This window comes from Belnapia moabensis DSM 16746 (assembly GCF_000745835.1).
GTDB lineage: Bacteria > Pseudomonadota > Alphaproteobacteria > Acetobacterales > Acetobacteraceae > Belnapia > Belnapia moabensis.
Genome location: NZ_JQKB01000054.1, coordinates 17,732 through 35,060 on the forward strand (window position 1 = coordinate 17,732; position 17,329 = coordinate 35,060).

General features: G+C 71.1%; 17 protein-coding genes and 1 pseudogene. 10 read left to right on the forward strand and 8 right to left on the reverse strand.

Going from position 1 to position 17,329, the window contains the following annotated elements; translation table 11 throughout:
• Positions 1-47 precede the first annotated feature (47 nt).
• From EP26_RS22620 to EP26_RS22660, 9 genes are read left to right on the forward strand one after another with little or no spacing between them, the layout of a single operon-like run.
• The gene (locus tag EP26_RS22620; protein ID WP_043342101.1) at positions 48-1,967 is read left to right on the forward strand and encodes a methyl-accepting chemotaxis protein; all 1,920 of its coding nucleotides are present in this window, start codon (positions 48-50) and stop codon (positions 1,965-1,967) included.
• A complete protein-coding gene (locus tag EP26_RS22625; RefSeq protein WP_043342102.1) occupies positions 1,939-3,336 on the forward strand; it encodes a chemotaxis protein CheW in 1,398 nt (465 codons plus the stop codon). The genes EP26_RS22620 and EP26_RS22625 overlap by 29 nt, the downstream gene beginning before the upstream one ends.
• An 8-nt stretch (positions 3,337-3,344) precedes the next feature.
• Positions 3,345-4,412 (forward strand): chemotaxis-specific protein-glutamate methyltransferase CheB, encoded by a 1,068-nt coding sequence (cheB, locus tag EP26_RS22630; RefSeq protein ID WP_211259519.1) that lies wholly within the window; start codon positions 3,345-3,347, stop codon positions 4,410-4,412.
• A complete protein-coding gene (locus EP26_RS22635) occupies positions 4,409-5,266 on the forward strand; it encodes a CheR family methyltransferase (RefSeq protein ID WP_043342104.1) in 858 nt (285 codons plus the stop codon). The genes cheB and EP26_RS22635 overlap by 4 nt, the downstream gene beginning before the upstream one ends.
• On the forward strand, positions 5,263-7,203 hold the full coding sequence (locus tag EP26_RS38235; protein WP_043342105.1) for a chemotaxis protein CheA: 1,941 nt from the start codon (positions 5,263-5,265) through the stop codon (positions 7,201-7,203). The genes EP26_RS22635 and EP26_RS38235 overlap by 4 nt, the downstream gene beginning before the upstream one ends.
• The gene (locus EP26_RS22645; RefSeq protein WP_043342106.1) at positions 7,200-7,454 is read left to right on the forward strand and encodes a hypothetical protein; all 255 of its coding nucleotides are present in this window, start codon (positions 7,200-7,202) and stop codon (positions 7,452-7,454) included. The genes EP26_RS38235 and EP26_RS22645 overlap by 4 nt, the downstream gene beginning before the upstream one ends.
• Before the next feature lie 41 nt (positions 7,455-7,495).
• Complete coding sequence (locus tag EP26_RS22650; protein WP_043342107.1) at positions 7,496-7,879, forward strand: response regulator; 384 nt, start codon at positions 7,496-7,498, stop codon at positions 7,877-7,879.
• The gene (locus EP26_RS22655; protein WP_043342108.1) at positions 7,879-8,526 is read left to right on the forward strand and encodes a chemotaxis protein CheX; all 648 of its coding nucleotides are present in this window, start codon (positions 7,879-7,881) and stop codon (positions 8,524-8,526) included. The genes EP26_RS22650 and EP26_RS22655 overlap by 1 nt, the downstream gene beginning before the upstream one ends.
• A gap of 34 nt (positions 8,527-8,560) precedes the next feature.
• Positions 8,561-11,356, forward strand: coding sequence for a hybrid sensor histidine kinase/response regulator (locus EP26_RS22660; protein WP_052389542.1), 2,796 nt, complete (start codon positions 8,561-8,563; stop codon positions 11,354-11,356).
• Between the two features lie 10 nt (positions 11,357-11,366).
• On the opposite strand, the gene EP26_RS22665 is transcribed toward EP26_RS22660, so the two are convergent.
• From EP26_RS22665 to EP26_RS22685, 7 genes and pseudogenes are all read right to left on the reverse strand, one after another.
• Positions 11,367-11,699, reverse strand: a complete 333-nt coding sequence (locus tag EP26_RS22665) for a DUF3325 domain-containing protein (protein WP_211259520.1) — start codon at positions 11,697-11,699, stop codon at positions 11,367-11,369.
• On the reverse strand, positions 11,696-13,243 hold the full coding sequence (locus tag EP26_RS22670; protein ID WP_043342110.1) for a PepSY-associated TM helix domain-containing protein: 1,548 nt from the start codon (positions 13,241-13,243) through the stop codon (positions 11,696-11,698). The genes EP26_RS22665 and EP26_RS22670 overlap by 4 nt, the downstream gene beginning before the upstream one ends.
• Entirely contained in the window at positions 13,240-13,533 is a 294-nt protein-coding gene (locus EP26_RS22675) for a DUF3649 domain-containing protein (protein ID WP_084112799.1), read from the reverse strand. The genes EP26_RS22670 and EP26_RS22675 overlap by 4 nt, the downstream gene beginning before the upstream one ends.
• Positions 13,530-15,683: a TonB-dependent siderophore receptor gene (locus EP26_RS37630; protein WP_169747456.1), complete on the reverse strand. Its 2,154-nt coding sequence runs from the start codon at positions 15,681-15,683 to the stop codon at positions 13,530-13,532. The genes EP26_RS22675 and EP26_RS37630 overlap by 4 nt, the downstream gene beginning before the upstream one ends.
• 305 nt (positions 15,684-15,988) lie before the next feature.
• On the reverse strand, positions 15,989-16,126 hold the full coding sequence (locus EP26_RS35140) for a hypothetical protein (RefSeq protein WP_157033687.1): 138 nt from the start codon (positions 16,124-16,126) through the stop codon (positions 15,989-15,991).
• A 94-nt stretch (positions 16,127-16,220) separates the two neighbouring features.
• Positions 16,221-16,362: pseudogene (locus EP26_RS37635) on the reverse strand (transposase); the annotation flags it as partial.
• A 76-nt stretch (positions 16,363-16,438) separates the two neighbouring features.
• Complete coding sequence (locus tag EP26_RS22685; RefSeq protein WP_052389544.1) at positions 16,439-16,696, reverse strand: response regulator; 258 nt, start codon at positions 16,694-16,696, stop codon at positions 16,439-16,441.
• Between EP26_RS22685 and EP26_RS38665 the strand changes: the two genes are divergently transcribed.
• On the forward strand, positions 16,614-17,057 hold the full coding sequence (locus tag EP26_RS38665) for a response regulator (RefSeq protein WP_408735109.1): 444 nt from the start codon (positions 16,614-16,616) through the stop codon (positions 17,055-17,057). The two genes, EP26_RS22685 and EP26_RS38665, sit on opposite strands and share 83 nt — an antisense overlap.
• Positions 17,058-17,063: 6 nt before the next feature.
• On the opposite strand, the gene EP26_RS22695 is transcribed toward EP26_RS38665, so the two are convergent.
• Positions 17,064-17,329, reverse strand: a 266-nt coding sequence (locus tag EP26_RS22695; protein WP_043342112.1) for an IS5/IS1182 family transposase, incomplete at its 5' end; no start/stop codon positions are given.

The window sequence follows — 17,329 nt, forward strand, 5'->3', positions numbered from 1 at the left end:
GCCTCGCCCGGCCGCTATGCTGGGCGGCAGGAGCCCCTGGAGGAACGATGGCGCTGGTGAAGACGTCCGAGCTGGGCCGCGGCGGTGCCTCCCCCGCGGCTGGCCGCTCCGCCGCGCCGGCGGCCGCCCCGGTGGCGCGCCGCTCGCTGGACCGGGCCATGGCCCGCCGGCACCAGGCGGCGGAGCGGATCGGCGCCGCGTCGGAGCAGCTGGCGGCCGGCGTCACCGAGGCCTCGGCGGCGGCGGAGGAATTGCGTCAGGCGCTCGGCCAGATCGGCGCCGCCGCCGAGCAGGCCGCGGCCGCCACCCAGCAGAGCCAGGGCGCGATCGACAGCCTCGGCACCGCCTTCGGCGAGGCGCGCAGCCGAGCCGAGGCCTCGCAGCGCCTGATCGAGGCGCTGCAGGTGTTGCTGACCGAAGTGGGCACCGGGCTCGCCGCCTCGGCGGCCTTCGTCGAGGATCGCACGGCGCGGCAGCTTCGCTCGGTCGAGGTGGTGACGCGGCTGGAGGATCAAGCTGCGAGCATCGGCGAGATCACCGCGGTAGTGAGCGACATCGCGGACCAGACCAACCTTCTCGCGCTCAACGCCGCGATCGAGGCGGCGCGAGCCGGCGAGCAGGGGCGCGGCTTCGCTGTGGTCGCCGACGAAGTGCGGGCGCTGGCTGAAAGCTCCGAGGCCAGCGCGCAGGAGGTGCAGGCACTCGTCGGAGCGGTGCGCGAGCAGGTGCGCGCCATCGCCGCCCGCATCCGCGCCGCCGCCGAAGCCGCCGAGGCCGAGGCCCGCACGGGCCGCGCCGTGGTGGCGACGCTGGATGCGGTGCGCGCCGATATGGGCGGGATCGCCGAGGGGGCGCAGTCGATCCTGCTGGCCGCGATGGAGGCGGAGGCCGGCGGCCGCGAGGCGCAGCGCGGCGCCGAGCTGGTGGCCAGCGCCGCCGAGGAGCAATCCGCCGCGACCATGGAGGCGCAGCGCGCGGTCGAGCAGCAGACCGTGGCGCTGGAGGGCAGCCAGCAGGCGGCGCAGGCGCTGGCCCTGATGGCCGAGCAGCTGCAGGCCGAGGGCAGCGCCGCCACGGCCACCGAGGGCGTCGCCTCGGCGGCCGATGAGCTGTCGGCGACAGTGCAGGAATTATCGGGCTCCGCCGGGCAGATCATGACCGCGCTCGGCCAGATTGCCCGTGGCGCCACGGCCCAGGCCGCGGCCACGGGCCAGACCTCCCATGCCATGGCGCAGATCGAGCGGGCGGCGATGGCGACGGTCGATGCCGCCGGCGCGGCGGCCCGGCGGCTCGATGCCCTGGCGCCGCAGCTCGGCGAGGGGCGCGCGGCAGCCGAGGGGCTGGCCAGCAGCCTCGACGCGGCGCTTCGCGAAGCCGAGGCGGTGGCCGCCCAGGTCGCGGCGCTGGAGGCGGCGCGGCGGCGTATCGAGAAGGTGGTCGACGCCATCGCCCTGGTCGCGGTGCAGACCAACATGCTGGCCGTCAGCGGCTCGGTGGAGGCGGCGCGGACCGGCGAGGCGGGCCGTGGCTTCTCCGTCGTCTCTGCCGATATACGCGCCTTGGCGCGTGACGCCGCCGGCAATGCCGACCGGATGAAGGATGTGGTGCAGGAGATCCGCGACCAGGTGGAAGGGGTGCGCCGCGATCTCGACGCGCTGGCCGCCGCCTCGGTAGGCGAGGCGGCGAAGATCCACGGTCTCGCCGGTCGACTGGCGATGGCAGAGGCGGAGCTGGCCGGGCCACGGACCAGCGCGGCCGAAATCCTGGCCCACGCCGAGACCGCGTCAACCGCCGTGCGGGAGGTGGTGGCCGGCACCCAGGCGATCGCCGCCGCGGCCGGTGAGACCAGCGCGGCGACCAGCCAGGCCTCCGCCGCCGCCCATCAGCAGGCGACGGGCATGGAGGAGTTGGCGGCCGCCATCGAGGAGATCGCAAGCCTTGCCGACGAACTTCGCGTCGCAGGCTGAGCCGGTGGCCTCGGCCGCCGCGACCGTGACGGTCACGGTGGCGGGCGAGGCCCTGGCACTGCCGGCGAGCGCGGTGCGCGAGGTATTGCGCCCGCGGCCGCTGACCCGCGTGCCGCAGGCGCCGCCGGCGCTGCTCGGCCTCGCCGGCCTGCGGGGCGCCGCGCTCCCGGTGGTGTCGCTGGCGGCGCTGACCGGCCGGGCGGTGGCTCCGCCCTCCTCCGCCGCTCGCATCCTGGTGCTGGACGGGCCGTCGCCGGTCGGGCTGCTGGTGGACAGCGTCGCCGCCTTGGGTGCCGGGACCGCGCAGGCGATCGATCCTGCATCGCTCCTCGCCGCGGCCTTCGGCGCACCGGTGCGGCGTGGAGGCGGACCGGCCGCCGCTGCCCGGGCGATGACGGCGGATGCGGCGGCGGAGACGCTGGCGCTGCTCGGCTTCAGTCTTGCAGGCCAGGAATTTGCCCTGCCGCTCGACAAGGTGGAGGCGGTGATGCGGCTGCCGGCGCCGGGGGCGGCGCTGGCCGGCGTCACCACCTATCGCGGCGCGTTGCTGCCGCTGGTCTCGCCGCATGTGCTGCTGGGCCTGCCTGCGGCAGCGCAGGATCGGGGCGGACGGGTCGTCGTGGTGCGGCTGGGGTCTTCCCTGGTCGGGCTGGTGGTGGACCGGCTGCGGGCCATCCACCGCCTGACCGAGGCGGCGATCGACCCGGTGCCGCCGGTGCTCGCCCGTGGCCGTGGGGAGGCGCGGCTGGAGGCGATCGGCCGGCTCGCGGGTGGCGGGTTAGTCGCCATCCTCTCCCCGGCGCGGCTCTTCGATGCGGAGACCACGGCCCGGCTGCTCGCCGAGGCCGCCAAGGGGATGGAGGCAATGCCCGATAGCAGCGCGGCGGCCGAGGCGGCCGAGCGGTTCCTGGTCTTCCGCCTGGGCGAGGAGGAATACGGCCTGCCGGTTTCGGCGGTCGAGGAAGTGGCGCGGCGGCCGGCGAAGCTGACCCGCCTGCCGCGCGCGCCGACCTTCGTCGCCGGGGCGATGAACCTTCGCGGCACGGTGCTGCCGGTGATCGACCAGCGGCACCGCTTCGCCGCCGGTGGCGAGGCGCCGACGCAAGGCGGACGCGTGATCGTCGTCACCACGGGCGGCGTCCGCTCGGGCTTCGCCGTGGATGCGGTGGTCGGCATCGTCGCCCTGCCGGCCACGGCGCTGGCGCCGGCGCCGGAGATCGCGGGCGGCGGCGCCGTCTTCGACCGCGTCGCCACGGTGGAGCGGGAGGGTCGGGTGATCCTGCTGATCGACCCGCAGGCGCTGCTGGATGCGGCGGAGCGCGACCTGGTGAATGCGCTCGCCCGGACAGGGGGTACGGCAGCGCCGTGATCCGGCTGATGGTCGTCGACGACTCCGCCTTGATGCGGCGATTGCTGGGTGAGGTTTTCCAGGCGGCGGGCGGGTTCGAGATCGCCTTCGCCCGCGATGGCGAGGAGGCGCTGGCGTTGCTGCCCGGCTTCCGCCCCGATGTGGTGACGCTCGACATCCAGATGCCGCGGATGGGCGGCCTCGCCTGCCTCGACCGCATCATGCTCGAGCATCCGGTGCCGGTGGTCGTGCTCTCCTCCGCCACCGCGGCGGGGGCGAAGGAGACGCTGGAGGCGCTCGCCCTCGGCGCCATCGAGGTTCTGGCGAAGCCGTCGCGGGCCATGTCGCTGGCGATCGACGCGCTGGCGCCGCAGCTGGTGGAGACGGTGCGGGCCGCGGCCGGGGCGCGGCTCCGGCGCAGCCACCGGCTGGCGGAGCGGGTGCGGCTGCGGACGGGGCTGCCGCCCGCGCCTCGCCCGATCGCTGTCCCCGTCCCTGCCAGACAACCAGCCGCCCCGGCCGCCATCGACCGCTTGGTGCTGGTCGGCTGCTCCACTGGCGGCCCGGCGGCGCTGGACGCCCTGCTGGGCGGCCTGCCTGCCACCTTCCCCTGGCCGGTCCTGGTGGCGCAGCACATGCCGGCCGCCTTCACCGCGGCGCTGGCGCGACGGCTGCATCGCCTATGCGCCCTGCCGGTGGAGGAGGTGACACGGCCCGCGCCCCTGCGCCCCGGACATGTCTATATCGGCCATGGCGACAGCGATATGATACTTTCCCGGCGGCCGGATGGGCTGGTGGCGATGGCCGCGCCCATGCTGCCGGAGCATCGCTGGCACCCGAGCGTCGACCGGATGGTCAGGAGCGCCATGCAACACCTGCCGGCCACGCGGCTCATCGGCGTGCTGATGACCGGAATGGGGAATGACGGTGCGGCCGCCATGGCGGCGCTGCGGGCGGAAGGCGGGCGCACCATCGCCGAGGCCGAGGCGACGGCCGTGGTCTGGGGGATGCCGGCGGAGCTGGTGCGCGCCGGCGGGGCCGAGGCGGTGCTGCCGCTGGAGGCGATCGCCGCCACCCTGGCGGGCTGGGCTGCATGAACGAGGCCACGGCCCCTGCCCCAGGCACGGCACCCAGCGCGGAGGAACTCACCCGGCTTTGCGACTTCATCTACCGCCGCAGCGGCATCGCCTATGGCGAGGGCAAGCGCGGCTATATCGAGCGCCGCCTCGCACAGGGCATGCACCGCACCGGCACGGCCTCGGTGGCGACCTATCTCGCCCTGCTGCGGCTGAGCCCGGCCGAGGCGGAGCGGCTGGTCAACAGCGTCACCGTCAACGAGACCTATTTCTACCGCGAGGAGTACCAGCTCCGCTGCCTCGGCCGCGCCATCCTGCCGGAGATCGTCGCGCGGCGCGGGCCGGGCGACCGGGTCCGGCTGTGGTCCATCCCCTGCTCGACCGGCGAGGAGCCTTATTCCATTGCCATCTGGCTGCTGGAGAACTGGGCGCTGGTCGATGCCTACAACATCGAGATCGTCGGCTCCGACATCGATTCCGGGGCGCTGGCAGCGGCGCTGGAGGGGCGGTACGGCGACCGCTCGCTCGCCCGGCTGCCCTTGGCGGTGGCCGAGCGCTATTTCGAGGCGCCGCTGGCCGGGCGGCGGCAGATCATCCGCGACCTGCGGGAATCGGTGAGCTTCACGCCGGCGAATTTGGTGGATGCCGCCAGCATGGCAGCGCAGGGACGCTTCGATGTCGTGTTCTGCCGTAACGTCCTCATCTATTTCGACGACGCCTCCCAGCGGCTCGCCACCCGCCACCTGTTCGAGGCGCTGCTGCCGGGCGGCTTCCTTTGCCTTGGGCATTCCGAATCCTTGGGCCGCCTGCCCACCGGCTTCGCGCAACGCCGCTTCGAGGATGCGGTGGTCTACCAACGCCCGGCGGCGGCATGAGCGAGTTGCTGGACCAGTTCCTCGCCGAAGGCCAGGAACTGGTGGAGGCGGCCAGCGAGCATCTGCTGGCGCTGGAGCGGGAGCCGGGCGACCGGGCCTCGCTCGATGGTGCCTTCCGGGCGGTGCACACGCTGAAGGGCGCGGCGGCGCTGTTCGATCTGTCGCCGATGGAACGCGCCCTGCACGCGGCGGAGGATCTGCTGGACGCCCTGCGCGGCGGACGGGTGCCGGTCGGCCGCGCCGCGTTGGACCCGCTGCTGGCATTGATCGGCGCCAGCGAGGACTGGATCGCGGCCATCGCACGGACCGGGATGCTGCCCGAGGTCGCGGTGGCGCAGGGCGGGGCGCTGGAGCAGGCGCTGCGGGCGGCGGAGACGACGCCGGTTGGCGGCCCGACGGCATCGGCGGCTACCCCGCCGGACTGGCTGCCGGATCTAATGACGGCGGAGGCGGCGGCGATCGCGGCGGCGCAAGCGGCCGGGCATCGCCTGGTGGCGCTGCGCTATGAGCCGGCCCCCGACTGCTTCTTCATGGGCGATGACCCGCTGGCGCTGGTGCGGGCCGTGCCCGGGCTTGTCGCGCTGCGGCTGCTGCCCCGGACGCCCTGGCCGGAGACAGGGCCGGAGCCCTTCACCTGCAACCTCGTCATCGAGTTGCTGAGCACGGCAGCGGAGGCGGAGCTTCGCCCCGTCTTCCGCCTCGTCGCCGACCAGGTGGCGATGCTGGCGCTGGCCGCCATGCCGGCAGCGCCGGCCGGGCCCGGCGCCGAGCCGGTCGGGCGCAGCCTGCGGGTGGATGCGGCACGGGTCGATGCGCTGCTCGATCTGGTGGGAGAGCTGATCGTCGCCAAGAACGGGCTGGCGGCGCTGGTGCCCCAGGCAGCGGTCGCCGATCCGAGGCTGGGGCAGGCGCTGGCCGAGCAACAGGCCGGGATCGACCGCCTGGCCCAGGCGCTGCACCGCACGGTGATGGGCGTGCGGATGATCCCCCTCGCCCGCACCTTCCGCCGCATGCCACGGCTGGTGCGGGAGGCGGCAGCGGCGCTCGGCAAGCCGGTGGCGCTGGAGCTGCGCGGCGAGGCGGTGGAGGCCGACAGGGCGATCGTCGACGGGCTGTTCGACCCTCTGCTGCACCTGCTGCGCAACGCAATCGACCATGGGATCGAGGCGCCGGCGGCGCGCATCGCGGCTGGCAAGCCGGAGATTGGGCGGATCACGCTGGAGGCGCGGCGCGAGGGTGAGGGCATCGTGGTGGAGGTCGCCGATGACGGGCGTGGCCTCGACCCCACCCGGCTGCGGCAAGTGGCACGCGAGCGCGGCCTGCTGCCCGAGCCGGCCCTGGCGGGGCTGAGCGACGAGGCGGCATTGCAGCTCGTGTTCCGCCCCGGCTTCTCCACCGCCGCCGCGGTCACCACCCTCTCCGGCCGCGGGGTCGGGATGGATGCGGTGCGGGCGGCCGTGGAGGCGCTCGGCGGCCGGGTGACGCTCGCCACCCGGCAGGGCGCCGGCACCACGCTGCGGCTGCTGCTGCCGGGGGGCGCGGCGGTGACCACGCTGCTGCTGGTCCGGCTGGGCGATGAGGTCTACGGCGTTCCGGTCGAGGCGGTAGCCGAGACGGCACGCATCCCGGCGGGGCACATCCTGCCGCTGCATGGCGGCGAGGCCTTCGTGCTGCGCGACCGCACCGTGCCGCTGCTGCGCCTCGCCGCGCTGCTCGGCCTGCCGGCAGGGCCGCGCGGCGCCGGGGTGCCGGTGCTCGTCATCGGCACCGGCGAGGCGCGGGTGGCGGTGGAGGTGGATGGCTTCGCCGGGCGGGCGGAAGTCCTGCTGCGGCCACCGACCGGCCTGCTGGCGACGATGCCGGGCCTGCTGGGCGCGGCGCTGCTGGGCGATGGGCGGGTGCATGTCGTGCTCGACCTGCCGGGGTTGATCGGATGAGCGTCAGGCTGGACGGCATGGTGATCCGGCTCGAGGGCGAGTGCCGGGTGGAGGAGGCGGAGCCGCTTCTCGCCCTGCTGCAGGAGGCGGCCGGGCGTGAGGTCGATCTCGGCGCGGCCGGGCCGCTGCATACCGCGGTGGTCCAGGTGCTCTTCGCCCTCCGGCCACGCATACGCGCCATTCCGGGCGATGCCTTCACGGCACGCTGGCTGTTGCCGCTTTTTGGCGTCAAAGAGGGGCAGCAAGAGTAAAGTTCGATATTATGCCGAACCGACCAGCGGATGCACCGAGCATGGCCACCACGATCCTGATCGTCGACGACAGCAAGCTGGCCCGGATCGTGGCCGGCAAGGCGGTCGCCGCATTGCAGCCCGACTGGCAACGCCTGGAGGCGAGCCATGCGGAGGAAGCCCTGGCACGCGTGGCCGAGGGTGGGATCGATGTCGTGCTGATGGATTTCAACATGCCGGGCAAGGACGGGCTGACCCTTGCGGCGGAGTTGCGCGCACTGAACCCGGCCATGCCGCTGGCGGTCGTCACCGCCAATGTACAGGAGGAGGTGATCGCCCGCGCCCGCGCGGCGCAGGCGAGCTTCATCCCGAAGCCGGTGACCGAGGATGGGTTGCGCGGCTTCCTCTCGGGTGCCGCACTGCGGCTGCGGGCGACGAAGGCGTGATGACGCCCCGGGTTTCTCCCCTGCTGAACGACCTGGAGCGCGACGCGCTGACCGAGCTGGTGAATATCGGCGTCAGCCGCGCCGCCGCCAGCCTGCGCAAGATGGTCGGCGGCGAGGTGCTGCTCTCGGTGCCTTCGCTCGAGATCATCGGCCACCGCAGGGCGGCGGCGCTGATCCAGGAGCGCGAGGGCGACGAGCTGGTAGCGGTCCGCCAGGAATTCGGTGGCGCCTTCCAGGGCCGCGCCCTGCTGATCTTCCCGCGCGCCAACGGAATGGAACTGGTGCGAGCGGTGCTCGGGGAGGAACTGACGCCTGCCGAGGCGGCAGCGATGGAGGACGAGGCGCTGGCCGAAACCGGCAACGTCATCCTCAACAGCTGCCTTGCCACCATGGCGAACATGCTCGAGCGCTCGCTGACCATGTCCCTGCCGGAAGTACTCCGGCGCGGCGGGTTGAGTCTGCTCCAGACCGCAGAGCCCGTTGAGGATGAGGGGCTGGTTCTGTTTCTCTACATCAATTTTTCAGTACAAAACCGGAGCATCCGTGGCTATATCGCCATGGTCATGGACCTTTCGTCCCTCGAGACATTGAAGCGGTTGGTGGGTGAGTTCATCGACCGCGTGATGCAGGACGATATCGAAGCATGAGGGCGCGCCACCGCCCGTGAACAGAGTACTGAACATGGAACTGGGCACTGCCGCGGCGAGGTTGCCGCGGCTGGGCGGGCCGGTGCTGGAGGTGTTTGCGCGCTCCGGGCTCAGCCTGCTGATCACCGATCCTGGCCAGCCCGGAAATCCGATCACCTATGTGAACGCCGGCTTCACCGAGATGACCGGCTTCCCGCCGGAGGAGGCCATCGGCCGCGACTGCCGGCTGCTGGAGGCGCCGGATACCGATCCCGCCACCGCCGCCGCCCTCGCCGCCGCGCTCGCGGAAGGCCGCCCGGGCGAGTTCGAGCTGAGGCACAGGCGCCGGGACGGGCGGCGCTTCTGGGACCGGGTCACCGTCGTTCCCGTTCCGCCCGGGTTCAATCGCCCGGGCTTTGCCATGGCGATCCTCACGGACATCACGGCTACCTGGGAGGAAGGCGCCGCGCAGGTCGCGTTGCGCAGCCGGCAGGAGGCGTTGGACAAGCTGCAGGAGCGGCTGCGCGCCGCCCTGTCGGCTTCCGGCGTCATGGCCTCCTGGGATTGGACCATCGGCGAGCGGCGCCTTCGTGGCGATGCGCGCTTCGCCGCCGTCTACGGGCTGACGGCCGAGGAGGCGACGAGCGGCGTGCCGACCGCGACCTTCTTCTCGATCATCCATCCCGACGACCAGGCCCGTATCCGTCTCGCGGTGGGCGGCATCCTGCGGGGAGCGGAGGTCTTCTCGAAGGAGTACCGGATCCGCCTGCCGGACGGCACGATCCGCTGGGTGCATGCCCGCGGCCGCCGGCACGAGGCCGAAGACGAGACGGCAAGCCGCTTCACCGGCACGATGGTGGATGTTACCGAGCAGAAGCGCGTCGAGGAGCGGCTGCGCATCGCGCAGACTGCCGGCGGCGTCGGCACCTTCGAGTATACCAGCGGCTATGGCACGGTCTCGGTCTCGGAGCAGTTCTGCCAGGTGCTTGGCCTGCAACCGGCGCAGGATCTGCCGCTGCGCACGATCAACGCGCTGATCCACCCCGATGACCCGCCGCTGATCGACCCGGCGCCGCCCCCTGGGGCGGGCTGCATCCGGCAGGTGGAATTCCGCATCACCCGCCCCGACACCGGCGAACAGCGCTGGCTGACCCGGCGGGGCGAGTTCCTGCGCGACATCGAGACGGACGACCTGCGCTTCTCCGGCGTGATCTACGACATCACCGCAAGCAAGCGCGGTGAGGAGACCCTCCGCCGGCTCAATGACGAGCTGGAGGCGCGGGTTGCGGAACGCACGGCGGACCGCAACCGTCTCTGGCGGCTCTCCGCCGAACTCATGCTGGTGGCGCGCTTCGACGGCACCATCACCGCGGCCAACCCCGCATCGGCCGCGGTGCTCGGCTGGACCGAGATCGAGCTGCTCGGACGCGACCTGTTCGAGCTGGTCCACCCGGATGAGGCCGCGGCGACGCGGCGGGAATTCGCGGCGCTGGCCGACGGCGCGCCGCTGGCCCGCTTCGACAACCGTTGCCGCCGGCAGGATGGCAGCTGGCGCTGGATCAGCTGGTCGGCTGCCGCCGGCGAGGGCCTCATCAACGCCGTGGGCCGTGACATCACCGCCGCGACCGAGCAGGCGGAGGCGCTGCGTCAGGCTGAGGAGCAGCTGCGCCAGGCGCAGAAGATGGAGGCGGTCGGCCAGCTCACCGGCGGCATCGCGCATGACTTCAACAACCTGCTGACCGGCATCATCGGCAGCCTGCAGATGCTGCGGACACGCGTGGCGCAAGGGCGACTGTCCCAGGTGGACCGCTACGTCACGGCGGCGCAGGGCGCGGCCAACCGTGCCGCGGCGCTGACCCATCGGCTGCTCGCCTTCTCGCGCCGCCAGACGCTGGCGCCGGCGCCGACCGACGTGAACCGCCTGATTATCGGCATGGAGGAATTGGTCCGCCGCACCATGGGGCCGGCGATCCGGGTGGAGACGGCCCTGGCGGCGGAGCTGTGGCCGACGCTCTGTGACCCGAACCAGCTCGAGAATGCGCTCCTCAACCTCTGCATCAATGCCCGCGACGCCATGCCGGATGGCGGGCTGGTGACGATCGCCACGGCCAATGCCAGCCTTGGCGAGGCGGAGGCGCTGCAGCAGGGCATGGCGGCGGGGGATTACGTCTCGGTCGCCGTCTCCGATACCGGCACCGGCATGTCGCCCGAGGTCATGGCGCGCGCCTTCGATCCCTTCTTCACGACCAAACCCATCGGCCAGGGCACCGGCCTCGGCCTGTCGATGATCTACGGCTTCGCCAAGCAATCCGGCGGCCAGATCCGCATCCGCTCCGAGCTCGGCTGCGGCACGACCATGAGCATCTTCCTGCCGCGCCATGCGACCTTCCCGACGGAGGAGGAGGCGCCGATGAACGCCGAGCCGGCATCCCGGGCCGGGCAGGGCGAGACCGTGCTCATCGTCGATGACGAGCCGACGGTCCGCATGCTGGTGCGGGAGGTGCTGGAGGAGCTGGGCTATCATGCCGTCGAGGCGGTGGACGGCGCCGCAGCGCTGCTGGTGCTGCAATCCGATATCCGTCTCGACCTGCTGGTGACCGATGTCGGCCTGCCGGGCGGCATGAATGGCCGGCAGATCGCGGATGCGGGGCGGGCCTTGCGGCCCGGGCTGCAGGCGTTGTTCATCACCGGCTATGCGGAAGGCGCGGCCCTGGGCCAGGGGCAGCTGGAGCCCTGGATGCATATTCTGCACAAGCCGTTCGAGGTGGAGGCCCTGGCGAGCAAGGTGCAGCAGATCATCAGGCAGGCGGAGAAGCCAAAGCCCGCAGCATCCTTTGCCAGGGGAGCCTGAGCGTCCCGCCTCAGGGCAACCCAAGCCAGGCAGCGCCGCCGAGCGCCGGCAGGAGCGGCGCGACGAGCAGGGCGGCGCGCGGCGCATAGGTCGTCAGCGCCACCAAGGCGAAGGCAGCGAGCGTCAGCACGCCGCACCAGGCGACCGCTCCGAAGGACCACCCCCAAAGCGCGAAGCAAGGCAGGATGGACAGGCCGAGCAACGCCCAGCCGCCGATGCGGCATAGCTGTCGCCGCACCCGTCCGGGCGATCCACCCAGCAGGTCGCGGTGGTGCCGGTCCATGGCCAGCGACAGGAGCAGGAACCCCGGATAGGCGAGGCCGAGGGCAAGAACAGCCATCATGCGCCCTCCTCCCGCAGCTGCCGGTTCCGCGCGGCCGCCACTGCCAGGCCGGGCCTCGGCCACAGCTTCCGCGCCGCCAGGGCGAAGGCGAGGCCGAAGCCCAGGAAGCCGAGATCCATCCCGGCCATCAGCCAGTCCCCGGCCGGCAAGGCCACGCCCAGGTGGTGCCGCGTGGTCAGCATGTTCAACACCGGCAGCAGCATGGCCAGCGCCGCGGCCAGGCCGGCCTGCTCGGCCCATCCGCGCCGCCCGGGGCGCAAGGAGGCGTGGAAGTAGGCGGCCAGCCAGAGCGCGAAGAATATCCTGATCTCCCAGGCCGGCCGTTGGTCCAGCACCCCCGGCAGCAGCCGGTTGGCCCAGAAGAACCCGAACATGGCGATGGGCAGGCCGAAGATGGTGCCCATGTTGAGCGCCTCGACGAGGCGCAAGCCGAAGCTTCGCCGCTCGCCGCGTTTCGGCGCCCGCTTCGCCACCCACATCACCAGGCCGGTGCCGACCATGGCCGTGCCGGCGAGGCCGGAGAGGAAGAACAGGCCATGCAGGAACGGCCACTCGAAGCGGGCGAAATGCAGCCCCAGGGCAACCCCCACCGTCTGCGCCGCCGGCGCGTCGTTACCGGTGGCGAGCCGCAACTCGCCGGTGGTGCCGGCGAAGACGAGCTCCCGGCGCCGGATGGCCAGCTCATGCCGGTCGCCCTTGCCCAGCACGATGGTGGTATTGGCATCGCCCGGGAACGACACGCCGATCCGCCGCACGCCCGCCTCCGGCCAGCGTCGAAGCGCCTCGGCCACCAGCGGCGCGATATCGGTCATCGGCGCGGTCTCGCGTGCCGGGCGCGGCTGCGGGGCGATGGAGAGCGCCTCCGCGATGAAGGCCTGCTGGTCGCCCTTATAGGCCAGTTGCATGCCCCAGGGCATGTACATGGTCATCAGGGTCAGCAGGCCCGTATAGGTGATCATCAGGTGATAGGGCAGCGCCAGCACGGCCAGCAGGTTGTGCGCATCCAGCCAAGAGCGGCTGCCGGCCTTGCCCGGGCGGAAGGTGAAGAAATCGGCGAAGATGCGTCGATGGGTGATGATGCCGCTGATGATCGCCACCAGCATCGCCATGGCGCAGAAGCCGACCAGCCAGCGCCCCCAGATCGGCGGCATGTGCAGCTCGAAATGGAAGCGGTAGAAGAATTCGCCGCCCCTTGTCTCGCCGCCTTCCGCCACGCGGCCAGTCGCAGGGTCGAGGATGCCGTCGCGGAAGCGGCGCTCGCCGGGCGGCCTCCAGTAGAGGCGCAGCAGCGGGTCGCTCTCGGTCGGCAGGCCGATGATCCAGCCGGTGGCGTCGGGCGCGATCCGCTGCAACTCCCGCACGCCCAGCATCGCGGCCTCGGGGCCACGATCCTCCATGCGCAGGTCAGGACGCATCCAGGCGGAAATCTCGCCGCGGTAGTAGGCCGCGGTGCCGGTCAGGAAGACGGCGAACAGGATCCAGCCCGGAATCAGCCCGGCCCAGGTGTGCAGCCAGGCCATGCATTGCCGGAAGCCCTCTTTCATGACGGCCTCCCTGCCCAGCTCACCAGCATCAGCAGCAACCCGGGCAGCAGCACGCCGGCCCAGGCGCGCCACGCATCACGTGCGGCGAAGACCCAGAGCACGACACCGGCATAGGCGAAGAAACTCAGCATCATGCCGATGATGACCGCCTCCGACCGGGCCAGCGGCAGCAGCACGGCACAGGCGATGGACACCAGCGCGCCGAGCGCGTAGCCGCCGGCCACCGCCGCGACCACGCGGGAGACGAGGCCCGGCCAGCGCCGGCCGCCCTCCGGCCGCGGCGCGCTCACCAGCGATAGCCCAGGGTGGCGTAGACCGCGCGGCCCGCGCCGTAGCTGCAGGAATTGTAGGTGTAGCAGGCGTTGACGAACCTTTCGTCGCTGAGGTTGCTGGCATTGACCGCCAGCCGCCATTGCCGCCACTCCGCCTGCGCCACGGCATCGACGAGAGTGAAGCTCGGCACATGGAACTGCGGCGAGCTGGCGCTTGGGGCGCCGTTGCCAACGGTGTTGCCGATATAGCGGACGCCGCCACCGAGGGTGATGCGGAGGTCTTCCGTGACGTTAAACTTGTAATCGGTCCAGAGGGCGCCGGTATGCGCCGGGATTGCGGCCGGACGCATGCCGAGATTGCCGGCGGTGGTCCTGGTCACCTCCGGGTCCTGCGCCGTCCAAGCGGCGATGAGGTTGAGCGCCGGGGTCAGGGCGAGCCGCGCCTCCAGCTCCAGTCCTCGCACGCGCACCTCGCCAGTCTGGATGGAAAAGGTCGTGTTGGCCGGGTCGGCGGTCAGGACGTTCTGCTGCGTCAGCTGGAACAGCGTGGCGGAGTAGAGGCTCGAACTGCCGGGCGGCTGGTACTTGATGCCGGCCTCGAACTGCTCGCCGGTGGTGGGTGCGAAGGTGCCACCGCCGCGGGCCGGCGCCAGCGTGCCGATATTCGGCAGGAAGGAGGTGGCATAGCTGAAATAGGGCGAGAGGCCGAAGTCGAAGGCGTAGAGCAGCGCGGCGCGGCCGGTGAATTGCGAATCACGCTGGCTGGCATTGGTATTGGTGCGGTTGTTGCGCGTAGCGGTGTCGGCGAAGTCCTGCCGCCCGGTCAGCGTCAGGTACCAGCGGTCCAGCCGGCCCTGATCCTGGAGATAGAGGCCGGTCTGCTGGATAGTCTGGTTGTTGGAGGCGGTGAGCGGCAGCGTCCGCGGCCGGTAGCCGTAATTCGGGCTGAAGACGTCGAGCGCGCTGGCCGCCGCGGAGTAGGTGCGCGCATTCAGGCCCTGTACCCGGTAATCCAGGCCGAAAAGCAGCGTGTGTTCCAGCGGGCCGGTGACCACGCGGCCCTCCGCCTGGTTGTCGATGGCGAAGGTCCGGTAGGTCGGGTTCTGGTAGGAGGCGACGCGGGCGAGGCTGCGCTGCTGGCTGGCCGGGCTGAAGCCGCTGGCGTAGATCGAGGCGTAGTCCAGCTCGTGATAGGTGCCGCGGAGGTTGGAGCGCAGCGTCCAGTCCTGGTTCAGCCGGTGCTCGATCCGCGCCCCAAGGCCATATTGCGAGCGGCGGTAGCGGTCCCAGCCGGGCTCGCCGGTGGCACGGTCGCGTGGGATGGTGCCGTTGGGGTTGTACAACGCGGTGCCGAAAGCCGGCAGCCATTGGCCGGTGATGGCGGCATCGTCCCGCATGTAGCTGGCGAGGAGGGTGATGCTGGTATCGCCCGTCGGCCGCCAAGTCAGGGACGGGGCGAGGTAGATGCGGTTGTCGCGGCCGCCCTCCACATAGGTGTCGGCATCGCGGACCAGGCCGTTGAAGCGCCAGAGCAGGGAATTGCTACCGCCGACGGCGCCCCCGACGTCGAACATCCCCTGGATGCGGCCGAAGCTGCCGCCCTGGATGGCCACCTGGTTGACCTGGCCGGGATAGGGGGTCTTGCTGATGCTGTTGATGATGCCGCCGAGATTGCCTTGGCCGTAGAGGCCGGAATTGGCGCCGCGCAGCAGCTCGACCCGCTCCATGCCCCATGGCTCGATGCGGAAGCTGTGGGCGGTGACCGGCACCGGCACGCGCAGCCCGTCGAGGTAGATGTCCGGGGTAAAGCCGCGGACCGTGCCGTATTCGCCGCGGAAGTCGGAAAGGATGCCCTGGCCGCTCGCGGCGTAGCCCAGCACCTCGCCGAGGTTGCGCGAGTTCTGCAGATCGATCTGCTCGCGGGTCACGACGGTGACGTTCTGCGGCGTCAGGATCAGTGGCGTGTCGGTCTTGGTGGCGCTGGCGCTGCGCTCGGCGGAGATGCCCTGGACGGGGCCCGTCGCGGTCTCCGGCGTGCCCTCGATGCGCAATTCGGGCATGGCCAGCCCGTCGTCCTGTGCCGACTGAGCGGTTTGGGCCTGGCCCGGGGAAGCGGCGATGGCGAGGCTCGTCGCCAGGAAGGGCAAGAGCTTGGCAGGGCCAGGCATGGGTGCAGCGATCATCGGCGGTTCCGGCAAAGGCACTCCGGGCAGCCCCCGACGGGTGCCCTTCGCCTTTTTTGCAATTCATTCGCAATCTCATCAAGGTCTCTTGGCGCGATTGAAATGACTACCGCCGATCACTGGTCGTTGCGGTCCAAAGTATAAACTTTCATGAAAAATAGCCTTTTGAAGCCTTATCGGCTATGCGGCGGCCACGACCACGCACTGGCCTCAAGGCCGGTTCCGTAGACGGCGAGCCCTGCCGCTGCGATGAACAGCCAAGCGAGCGAGCCCGTGAGGCGCAGCATCAGTCAGCCGCTACCAGCGGCGACCAGCATGCGTAGGACGCCGAAGTCGAGCGGCCAGATGAGTTGGCCCGCACCCTGCGAGGCGAAGTACAACACCATGCCGAGGCCGAAAAACTCATAGGCCGGCCCGACGCTGCGCAAGTAAAGGCTGCCCCTCCACCATCCCTGGCTCGGCGCTGAACAGGGCCTAGCCATGCATGAGGCCACAAGGCGGTGGCAAGGCCCACGGCCTCGGTGATGTAGCCCAGGCTATTGAACACCTCGCGCAACGGGTGCTCACGCTGCTCGGCAGCCTCAGACAGCAGAGGCAGGTAGGGCGCAACCAGCGCCCATTCCTCATCGAAGACATCAAACGGATATGGCTTGCGAGCATTCATGCCCGGCAGCCCGATCGTCACCCGTCGAATGGTCCATGACAGTCACCAGGCCGCCGGAGTACACGCGCGTCCCGGATCACCCAAGACCTGGCTTCTCGTTCATGACGACCCAATAGAGACCAAGACTTTTCACCATCTCCAGCAGCCCGTCGAACGCCACCGGCTTGGTCAGGTAGGAGTTGGCGCCAAGGTCGTAGGCGCGGTTCACGTCCGCGCTCTCGCGTGAGGAGGTCAGGACCACGACCGGGATCCTGGCCACGACCCCGCCCCGGTCGCGCTTCCATTCCAGCACCTCGTGCCCGGACCGCCTCGGCAATTTCAGGTCCAGCAGCACAAGGCAGGGCAGCGGATGCCGCTCCCGATCCGCGTACTGGCTCTCACCTTGTTCCGTCCTCGATGATGCTGGCTACCCTGTCGTCGGGACCGCCTCCAGTGCGGCCGAGGCGACAGCGCTTTTCCATTCGAGGCACCCGGCGCTCGCCCTGCTCGATGTCGGATTGGCCGGGGAATACGACGGCATCACCCTTGCCAGTCAGCTTCGGAGCGCCGTGCCTGACTTGGCGGTAGTGTTCGTGACAGGGTCCGGCGACCCCGAAACCCGTCGCAGGGCAGGTGCCGTCGCGCCTGGTGCTTTCCTCCAGAAGCCAGTGCCCTCCGAGGCGCTCCTCGACGCGGTGAAGTTGGCCCTCGGCTAAGGCCTGTTAGAGCTTGATGACTTTGATCCAGTTTGCGGTGGCGGCGAGGCAGAGCACGCCGAGGAAGGAGCGTGCGGTCTTCTCGTAGCGAGTAGCGACCGCTCGCCACTCTTTCAGACGTGCCCAAAGGTTCTCGACCAGGTGGCGGTTGGCGTAGATCCAGTCCGGACAGGCGACCTCGGCATCGGTGCGCCGGGGCGGGATCGCAGGTCGCGCGCCCATGTCCCAGATGCGCTCGCGGAAGGCGTCAGAGGCAAAGCCGCGGTCGCCAA

Excerpts from the sequence above, each read along its gene's own strand:
- EP26_RS22665 (WP_211259520.1), bottom strand. The coding sequence starts at position 11,699 with ATGATGGCTGTTCTTGCCCTCGGCCTCGCCTATCCGGGGTTCCTGCTC.
- EP26_RS22620 (WP_043342101.1), top strand. The coding sequence starts at position 48 with ATGGCGCTGGTGAAGACGTCCGAGCTGGGCCGCGGCGGTGCCTCCCCC.
- EP26_RS37630 (WP_169747456.1), bottom strand. The coding sequence starts at position 15,683 with ATGCCTGGCCCTGCCAAGCTCTTGCCCTTCCTGGCGACGAGCCTCGCC.
- EP26_RS22635 (WP_043342104.1), top strand. The coding sequence starts at position 4,409 with ATGAACGAGGCCACGGCCCCTGCCCCAGGCACGGCACCCAGCGCGGAG.
- cheB (WP_211259519.1), top strand. The coding sequence starts at position 3,345 with ATGGTCGTCGACGACTCCGCCTTGATGCGGCGATTGCTGGGTGAGGTT.
- EP26_RS22655 (WP_043342108.1), top strand. The coding sequence starts at position 7,879 with ATGACGCCCCGGGTTTCTCCCCTGCTGAACGACCTGGAGCGCGACGCG.
- EP26_RS22645 (WP_043342106.1), top strand. The coding sequence starts at position 7,200 with ATGAGCGTCAGGCTGGACGGCATGGTGATCCGGCTCGAGGGCGAGTGC.
- EP26_RS22670 (WP_043342110.1), bottom strand. The coding sequence starts at position 13,243 with ATGAAAGAGGGCTTCCGGCAATGCATGGCCTGGCTGCACACCTGGGCC.
- EP26_RS22660 (WP_052389542.1), top strand. The coding sequence starts at position 8,561 with ATGGAACTGGGCACTGCCGCGGCGAGGTTGCCGCGGCTGGGCGGGCCG.
- EP26_RS38235 (WP_043342105.1), top strand. The coding sequence starts at position 5,263 with ATGAGCGAGTTGCTGGACCAGTTCCTCGCCGAAGGCCAGGAACTGGTG.
- EP26_RS22650 (WP_043342107.1), top strand. The coding sequence starts at position 7,496 with ATGGCCACCACGATCCTGATCGTCGACGACAGCAAGCTGGCCCGGATC.